The following is a 6,746-nucleotide window of genomic DNA, read 5'->3' as shown; positions in this document are numbered from 1 at the left end:
GGTGACCCGGTCGCGTTGACCGGCGGCTACTCGGCGGCGTTCCTCGGGGCCGCGGGCATCGCGGTCGCGGGTGGCTTCCTGGCCATGGCCACCCTGCGCTTCCCCCGGAGCGCGCCGAGTGACGCCGCCGGAGGTGACCCGGCGGTGCTGCGATGACCGGCTGTACCACCGCGTGGAGGGCGAGACCATTCCCAGATCCGCCCTCCACACGGCGTTTCGGCAGACCTAGCCGGAAAAGCGTGTGACGGCCTCACATCTCGCTGGGCTGCTTCGTCGGATGGGCAGAACACCCCTTACGACAAAGGAGATCGCGATGAACGCCAGGCTCGACTATTTCGGCAACCCGGTCGGTGGCAAGTTCCTCAAGGCCCTCGTTTCGGCGAACAGGGCACTGGTCGACTCGCCGCTGCCGCTCACGATCCAAGAGCTGGTACGGATGCGCGCGAGCCAGATCAACGGATGCGCGGTGTGCCTGGACATCCACACCAAGGAAGCCGCCGCCGCGGGCGAGACGGACGTGCGGATCAATCTGGTCGCGGCGTGGCGGGAGGCGACCGTCTTCACCGAGCCCGAACGGGCCGCGCTGGAGCTGGCCGAGCAGGCCTGCCGGATGGCCGACGGCGGCGTCGTCACCGATGAGGCGTGGGCGAACGTCGCCAAGCATTTCGACGAGGACCAGCTCGCCGCGCTGGTGGGCGTGATCTCGTTGATCAACGCCTTCAACCGGTTGAACGCCATCGTCCAGAACCCCGCCGGCGACTACCGGGTCGGCCAGTTCGCCTGACTGGGGGAGAGACCATGACCATCACCGAAACAGCGCGCAATCGCGCGGCGTTCGCCCGCTTCCACGACGCGACCAACACCGGCAGCGTCCAGCTCATCGAGAAGACGATCGACGACGTCGTCGCTCCGGACGTGGTGTTCCACGCGCCGGTGCCGATGGACACGACAGGGGCGGAGGCGCTGAAACAGGTGTGGACGGTGCTGCTTCGCGCCTTCCCCGACCTGCGGGTCACGGCCGAAGACGTGCTCGCCGACGGAGACAAGATCGTCTGCCGGAACACCGTCACCGGCACCCACCAAGGTGAGTTCCGGGGCCTGCCCGCCACCGGAAAGCAGGTCTCCTACGGCGAGATCTTCATTTTCCGGTTCGCCGGGGGGCGGATCACCGAGATCTGGGGTGTCGTCGACGTGCTCACCCAGCTGCGGCAACTCGGCGCCCTCCCGGCGTAGCGGTCACGCGTCTGTCCAAGGCCGGAGTTTCTCGGGATTCCGTACTCCCCAGATGTGCCGGATCCGGTCTTCGGCGACGTGAAACGCGAATACGGCGACGGTCAGCTCGGCCTGCCGGAGCACCAGGCCGGGCCGGCCGTTGACGGTCTGCTCCAGAAGTTCGAGGCCGGACGTCTTCTCCGCCACCGACATGAGATAGGACGCGACCTCCTCGCGGCCCTCGAAGGGGTGGAGCGCGGCGCTGACGAGCCCTCCGCCGTCGCCGACCGCCTTGACGTCGGGATCGAGGAGACCGATGAGCGCTTCGATGTCCTTGGCCTCCCAAGCCTTCTTGAAATCCTTGATGAGATCGGCCTGCCGGGCGATCGGGGCCGCGGAAACCCGGGACGCCCGGATGCGGCGGCGCGCCGAGGAGGCGAGCTGACGGCACGCGGCCGGGGTGCGGCCGACGATCTCCGCGACCTCGGCGAAGGCATAGCGGAACACGTCGTGCAGCACGAACGCGACCCGCTCGGCCGGGGTCAGCGATTCGAGTACGACGAGGAACGCCATGTTGATCGACTCGTCGAGGGTGATCCGGTCGGCGGGGTCGGTGGCAGGCGGTCGTCCGGTCGTCCATTCGACCCGTCCCGGCAACGGTTCGGGAAGCCATTCGCCAACGTAGCGTTCCCGTCGCGCGCGTGCCGAACCGAGGAGATCCAGGCAGATGCGGCTGGCGACCGTCGTCAGCCAGGCACCGGGGGACTCGATCGCGTCCCGCCGGGCGGGGGACAAGGCGTACCAGCGGGTGTAGGTCTCCTGCACCACGTCCTCGGCCTCGGACAGGGAACCGACCAGGCGATACGCGAGCCCGATCAGCTGACGCCGCTCACTCACGATCGCCTTCAGGCCTGGATCTTGTTCTTGTTCGGATGGCTGGTTCATGGGATTCGCCCCCCTGTTCGCGTGCGCTGTCCCGGGTACGACGAGACACCGCCGCCGGATGTGAGGTGGCGGCGTTCTCCGGAGCTACGCGGTCGCCGTGCGGGGGAAGTCCTTGCGCTTGATCTTGGCCCGGCGCCCGTCCGGATGGTGGAAGACGACGCCTTCGGCCGTGTGCCCCGGAGAGAACCGGCTGTCCAGCGTGGCGAGGAAGTCCCGGAGTTCGTGGTAGCTGCGCGGTACCTCGGGCAGGGCGGGTGCCTGGAAGTCGAAGGGGACGCACCGGTGTTCTTCCAGCCCCAGGGGGTTGCCTTGGATGCGGGGACCGAGCGCCTCGCTCGGATGTTCCCCGTCCGGCCAAGCGGAGACGTCGGTGTTCCCGGCCGCTGCGAGGATCCACTTGTCGTCGGCGGATTCGCTGTCGGTGTCGACGTACCAGCCGTCAACGATGCCCTGCTGTTTCTGTGCCTTGCTCGGATTGCGGCGCTTCTCGACCCGGACCACCTGACCCGCGCGCACGGTCAGCCGGACGTTGGTGCCGTCGAGCTTCTCGGTGCCGACCCCGGCGCCTTCGAAGACCCACGCGCACTCGGCGCGCGGTCTGTCGACGACGTGGAAGCGCTCATCGCGCTCGAAAAGCGTGGGGATCTTCTCCATGACGGTCTTCCCTTTCACGACTTGCCCGATGAGTTCCTCCGGAGTGATGGCGCCGACGGCCAGGCCGCCGGCGAGCGCCCGTATCAGCTCCGCCACGGGAACGTCGGCTTCGACCGCCACATGCTTCAGCGCCTTCTTCTCTTCCGGGGAGATCCAGGCCACCAGCCGCGACCATCCCTCGGGAGGCGTCCATCGGGCCAGCGTCGCAGGATCCTTGCGCGGCCTGCCCCGTCCTCGTGCCTGCTCCACGGCTGAACCGTAGCCAGCCGCGATCACTTGTGTCAATTGGCATAACAGAAAATGATTCGGGCCTTGGCGTGGTGACGCTGGGTGAGGGGTGTGTGGAAATGGGGACGTTGAGTGTCCCTATTTCCACACACCCCCTCACGACAGGACTGGATCGGCCCGAGGGCTGGACCGGGTGGATTTCGGGACGTCAGGTGTCCTGAAATCCACACATTGAGGGGCCTGGCGTGGGCGGGTGCTTGGGCCCGGCTCCGTGTCGCGAAAGCCACTTTCGGGACGCCTGGTGTCGCGAAAGTGGCTTTCGCGACGCAGCCGTTGGAGCTGGTAGCTCCAGACGTGCGTGGCGATCCGGGAGCCGGCCAGGTTCCCAATGTCGCATTAGAGACGCTCAGCGCCTCTAATGCGACATTGGGAACACCGGACCACGGTCAGTGGGCTCCCGCCTCTCGGAGGAGCTGGGCGACGGTCGTCTGGCCCTTGGTCCTGGCGTGGGCGAGGGGAGTGACGCCCTGCTTGTCGGCGAGGTTCACGTCCGCTCCCGCGGCGACGAGTGCTCGGACCACTTCCTGGTGGCGCGGGCCGCCGTCGCCGAGGACGACCGCTTCCAGCAAGGCGGTCCAGCCGAGGTCGTTCACGTGGTCGACGTCGATCCCGCTGCCCGCGACCAAGCGCACGTACTCGGCGTGCCCGCGTTCGGAGGCGGGGATCAGCGAGACGCCACCGAACCGGTTGGTGATGGTCAGATCCGGCTTGGCCTCGAGCAGCACCTTCGCCATCGGGACGCTTCCGGTGACGCCGGTGACCAGCCAAGGTGTGTCGTGCCGCTCGTCGAGCGCGTTCGGGTCGGCGCCCGCTTTGACGAGGACTTCGGCGACCTCGACCCGGTTCTCGGTGACGGCGACGAGTAACGGGGTCCGGCCGCGATCGTCCCGTGTCTCCAGGTCGGCGTCCGCGTCGACCGCCTGCCTGACGAGGTTCACGTCGGCTTCGAAGAGCTGGCTCACGGGGACTCCTTGGCGCGGCGGCTGGGCTGGAGAAGGCGTGGATGAGGCGGGCTGCGATGAGGCGGGCGGGGGTGGAGTGCTCGGTGCCTGGGGGGAGCAGGCACCGAGCACGAGGGCCGCGAGCAGCAGCCCCACGCCCCTCAGCGAAGCTCCCCGATGGCGCGCAGGCCGGCCGTGGCGAACCGCTCGTCGAGGTCGCCGCTGGGTGCGCCGCCGACCCCGATCCCGGCGATCGGCGCGCCGTTCGCCGCGACCGGCACACCGCCGCCGAGGAACAGCGTGCCGGGGATGTCGCGGATGGTCGGACCGTCGCCCTGTGCGTTCTTGGCCAGCGCCGAGGTCGGCTGTCCGAAGGAGACCGCGGTGAAGGCCTTGCGCTTGGCGGACTCCTCCGTCTGCGGTCCGGCGCCATCGCCCTTGAGCAGGACGCGGACGTCACCCGAGCGGTCCAGGACGGCGACCGTGACCCGCTGGCCCTCCTTCTCGGCGGCGTCCAGCGCGGCCTGCGCGGCACGGGTGGCGGCGTCGATGCCGAGTACGCCGGTCTGCACGACGGCCTGCGCCGCGGGCGGCTGCGGCTTGCGGTCCTGTGCCTGCGCCGCACCCAGGCCGGTGGCGAGCGCGACGGTCGCGAGACCGGCCGTCATACCCAGGACGAGGCGAGTGCGGGGGAGCTTGGCGTTCATCGGATTTCCTTTGCCGTGAGGGGGTGTTCGTTCCCCTTCGACTTTCCCGGCCGGGCGGGCCGGGCGAATCGGGAGAGTGGATGTCGATCGGACGTCGTGTGATGGGTAGCCGCATCAACCGAACGATTGATGCGGGACACCCCGCCTTCCCGCATACGATCATCGGCGACGAAGGGAGGACCGAGTTGAAAGCGCATTTCGGGGCGGCCACGCGGCTGAACGCCGCCATGCACGCCGGGTTCTTCCTGCTGCTGGCCGCGTCGGTGGCCAGGTTCGTCGCGGCGCACGGGTTGAGCGGCGCCACCCCGCTGATCCTCGCGCTGACCGGCGCGCTCGCACTGGTCTACGCGGCCGGGGTGCTGAGCTGGGCCGTGCTCGAGCGGTGGCGTCCGGTGTGGCTGGCCACGGTGATCGCGATCTGGCTCGCGCTGGTGGTGGTGGCGCCGAGTTTCGCCTGGTGCGCGGTGCCGTTGTTCTTCGTCTGCCTGCAGGTGCTGCGCCCGCGGATCGTGGTCGTGGTGGTCGTCCTGCTGACCGTCGCGACCATCCTCGCCCAGTTGAGGATCGCGACCGAATTCGACCCGAGCATCGTGCTCGCGCCCATCGCGGTCGCGCTGATGGCCACGATGACCTTCCTGCAACTCCACCGCGACCGGTTCCGGCTGGGGGAGGCCGTCAAACAACTCTTGGGCGCCAGGGTAGATCTGGCGCAGAGCCAGCGCCTGGCCGGGATGATGCACGAACGGGAGCGGCTCGCACGAGAGATCCACGACGCCCTCGCGCAGAGTCTCTCCAGTATGCGGATGCTGCTCCAGGCGGCGCAGCGGTCGTGGGACACGGATCCGGAACTGGCGAAGGGCTACGTGTCCCGCGCCGTCGACGCGGCGGGCGACACCCTCGACGAGGCACGCCGGTTCGTCAAAGGCCTGGGGTCGCCGCGGCTCGACGCCACCGATCTCGGCGAGACCTTGAAGGACCTCGCCGAGCAGATCGGGTTCGCCGCCATGCACGCGGTGCGCTTCGAGATCAGCGGAGACCCTTATCCGCTGGCACCACAGGTGGAGGCCGGTCTGCTCAGGATCGCGCAGGGAGCACTCGCGAACGTGACCGAACACGCGGGCGCGAGAGAAGCCGCCGTCACGCTGACCTACCTGGCCGACAAGGTCGTCCTCGACATCCGAGACGACGGTGTCGGCTTCGATCCGGCTGCCGCACGCGCGAGCGGGGACCGGGGGAACGGGCTGCGGATGATCAGCGAGCGGCTCGCCGAACTCGGTGGTGAGATGGTCATCGAGAGCGAACCGGGCGAGGGCACCGCGCTCGCCGTCGCCGTGCCCACCGTGTCCGCCATGCCTGCCGGGGAGGTCCCATGACGATCCGGGTGCTGATCGTCGACGACCATCCGGTGGTGCGGGCCGGGATCGCGGCCCTGCTCGCCGGGGAGCCCGGTTTCGACGTGATCGGCGAATGCGCGGGCGCCGACGAGGCAGTGCAGTTCGCCACCGCCGAGAAACCGGACGTCGTGCTGATGGACCTGCAACTCGGCGACGGCCCGGACGGGGTGAACGCCACCGAGCGCCTGACGGCCCTGCCGGATCCCCCGAAGGTGCTGGTGCTCACGACCTACGACGCCGAACTGGACATCACCAGGGCCGTGGCCGCCGGCGCCACCGGCTACCTGCTCAAAGCGGGGCCGCCCGAGGACCTCTTCCGCGGCATCCACGCCGCCTCGCGCGGCGAAACCGCCATGGCACCCCAGGTGGCTGCCCGGCTCTTCGGGCACATGCGGGCCCCGGCACCCGCGCTGAGCCCGCGTGAGACAGAGATCGTGCAGTTGGTGGCGGAAGGGCTGATCAACCGGCAGATCGCCGCGCGCCTGTTCATCTCCGAAGCAACCGTGAAGACACATCTGGTCCACATCTACGACAAACTCGGCGTCGACAGCCGTGCCGGTGCGGTGGCCGTCGCCACGGAACGGAGGATCATCCGCAACTGAAGG

Annotated in this window: 8 protein-coding genes; 4 read left to right on the top strand and 4 right to left on the bottom strand. The window is 69.0% G+C overall.

Features of this window, described 5'->3' with window-relative positions; genetic code table 11:
* Positions 1–313: 313 nt before the first annotated feature.
* Together ACLJO0_RS38630 and ACLJO0_RS38625 are read left to right on the top strand one after the other, a co-directional pair.
* Positions 314–784: a carboxymuconolactone decarboxylase family protein gene (locus tag ACLJO0_RS38630; protein ID WP_396555055.1), complete on the top strand. Its 471-nt coding sequence runs from the start codon at positions 314–316 to the stop codon at positions 782–784.
* 14 nt (positions 785–798) lie between these two features.
* A complete protein-coding gene (locus ACLJO0_RS38625) occupies positions 799–1,233 on the top strand; it encodes an ester cyclase (RefSeq protein ID WP_410584496.1) in 435 nt (144 codons plus the stop codon).
* Between the two features lie 3 nt (positions 1,234–1,236).
* Here ACLJO0_RS38625 and sigJ read toward each other — a convergent pair whose 3' ends face one another.
* From sigJ to ACLJO0_RS38605, 4 genes are all read right to left on the bottom strand, one after another.
* Positions 1,237–2,157 carry an RNA polymerase sigma factor SigJ gene (gene sigJ / locus ACLJO0_RS38620; RefSeq protein WP_410584494.1) on the bottom strand — a complete coding sequence of 307 codons (921 nt, stop codon included), beginning with the start codon at positions 2,155–2,157 and terminating at the stop codon, positions 1,237–1,239.
* 84 nt (positions 2,158–2,241) lie between these two features.
* Positions 2,242–3,060, bottom strand: coding sequence for a hypothetical protein (locus ACLJO0_RS38615; protein ID WP_410584492.1), 819 nt, complete (start codon positions 3,058–3,060; stop codon positions 2,242–2,244).
* Between the two features lie 425 nt (positions 3,061–3,485).
* Positions 3,486–4,061: an ankyrin repeat domain-containing protein gene (locus tag ACLJO0_RS38610; protein ID WP_410584490.1), complete on the bottom strand. Its 576-nt coding sequence runs from the start codon at positions 4,059–4,061 to the stop codon at positions 3,486–3,488.
* Between the two features lie 140 nt (positions 4,062–4,201).
* Positions 4,202–4,747 (bottom strand): GlcG/HbpS family heme-binding protein, encoded by a 546-nt coding sequence (locus ACLJO0_RS38605; protein ID WP_410584488.1) that lies wholly within the window; start codon positions 4,745–4,747, stop codon positions 4,202–4,204.
* Between the two features lie 185 nt (positions 4,748–4,932).
* Between ACLJO0_RS38605 and ACLJO0_RS38600 the strand changes: the two genes are divergently transcribed.
* Both ACLJO0_RS38600 and ACLJO0_RS38595 read left to right on the top strand, forming a co-directional pair.
* A complete protein-coding gene (locus ACLJO0_RS38600) occupies positions 4,933–6,120 on the top strand; it encodes a sensor histidine kinase (protein ID WP_410584486.1) in 1,188 nt (395 codons plus the stop codon).
* On the top strand, positions 6,117–6,743 hold the full coding sequence (locus ACLJO0_RS38595) for a response regulator (protein ID WP_410584484.1): 627 nt from the start codon (positions 6,117–6,119) through the stop codon (positions 6,741–6,743). The genes ACLJO0_RS38600 and ACLJO0_RS38595 overlap by 4 nt, the downstream gene beginning before the upstream one ends.
* The last annotated feature ends 3 nt before the right edge of the window (positions 6,744–6,746 follow it).

The organism is Amycolatopsis sp. lyj-108, assembly GCF_046549005.1.
In the GTDB taxonomy this organism is placed as follows: Bacteria; Actinomycetota; Actinomycetes; order Mycobacteriales; family Pseudonocardiaceae; genus Amycolatopsis.
This window is presented reverse-complemented; position numbering and strand designations above follow the sequence as displayed.

Bases quoted from the DNA above. Each gene is read 5' to 3' on its own strand.
- ACLJO0_RS38595 (WP_410584484.1), top strand. From the start codon at position 6,117: ATGACGATCCGGGTGCTGATCGTCGACGACCATCCGGTGGTGCGGGCC.
- ACLJO0_RS38625 (WP_410584496.1), top strand. From the start codon at position 799: ATGACCATCACCGAAACAGCGCGCAATCGCGCGGCGTTCGCCCGCTTC.
- ACLJO0_RS38630 (WP_396555055.1), top strand. From the start codon at position 314: ATGAACGCCAGGCTCGACTATTTCGGCAACCCGGTCGGTGGCAAGTTC.
- ACLJO0_RS38605 (WP_410584488.1), bottom strand. From the start codon at position 4,747: ATGAACGCCAAGCTCCCCCGCACTCGCCTCGTCCTGGGTATGACGGCC.
- sigJ (WP_410584494.1), bottom strand. From the start codon at position 2,157: ATGAACCAGCCATCCGAACAAGAACAAGATCCAGGCCTGAAGGCGATC.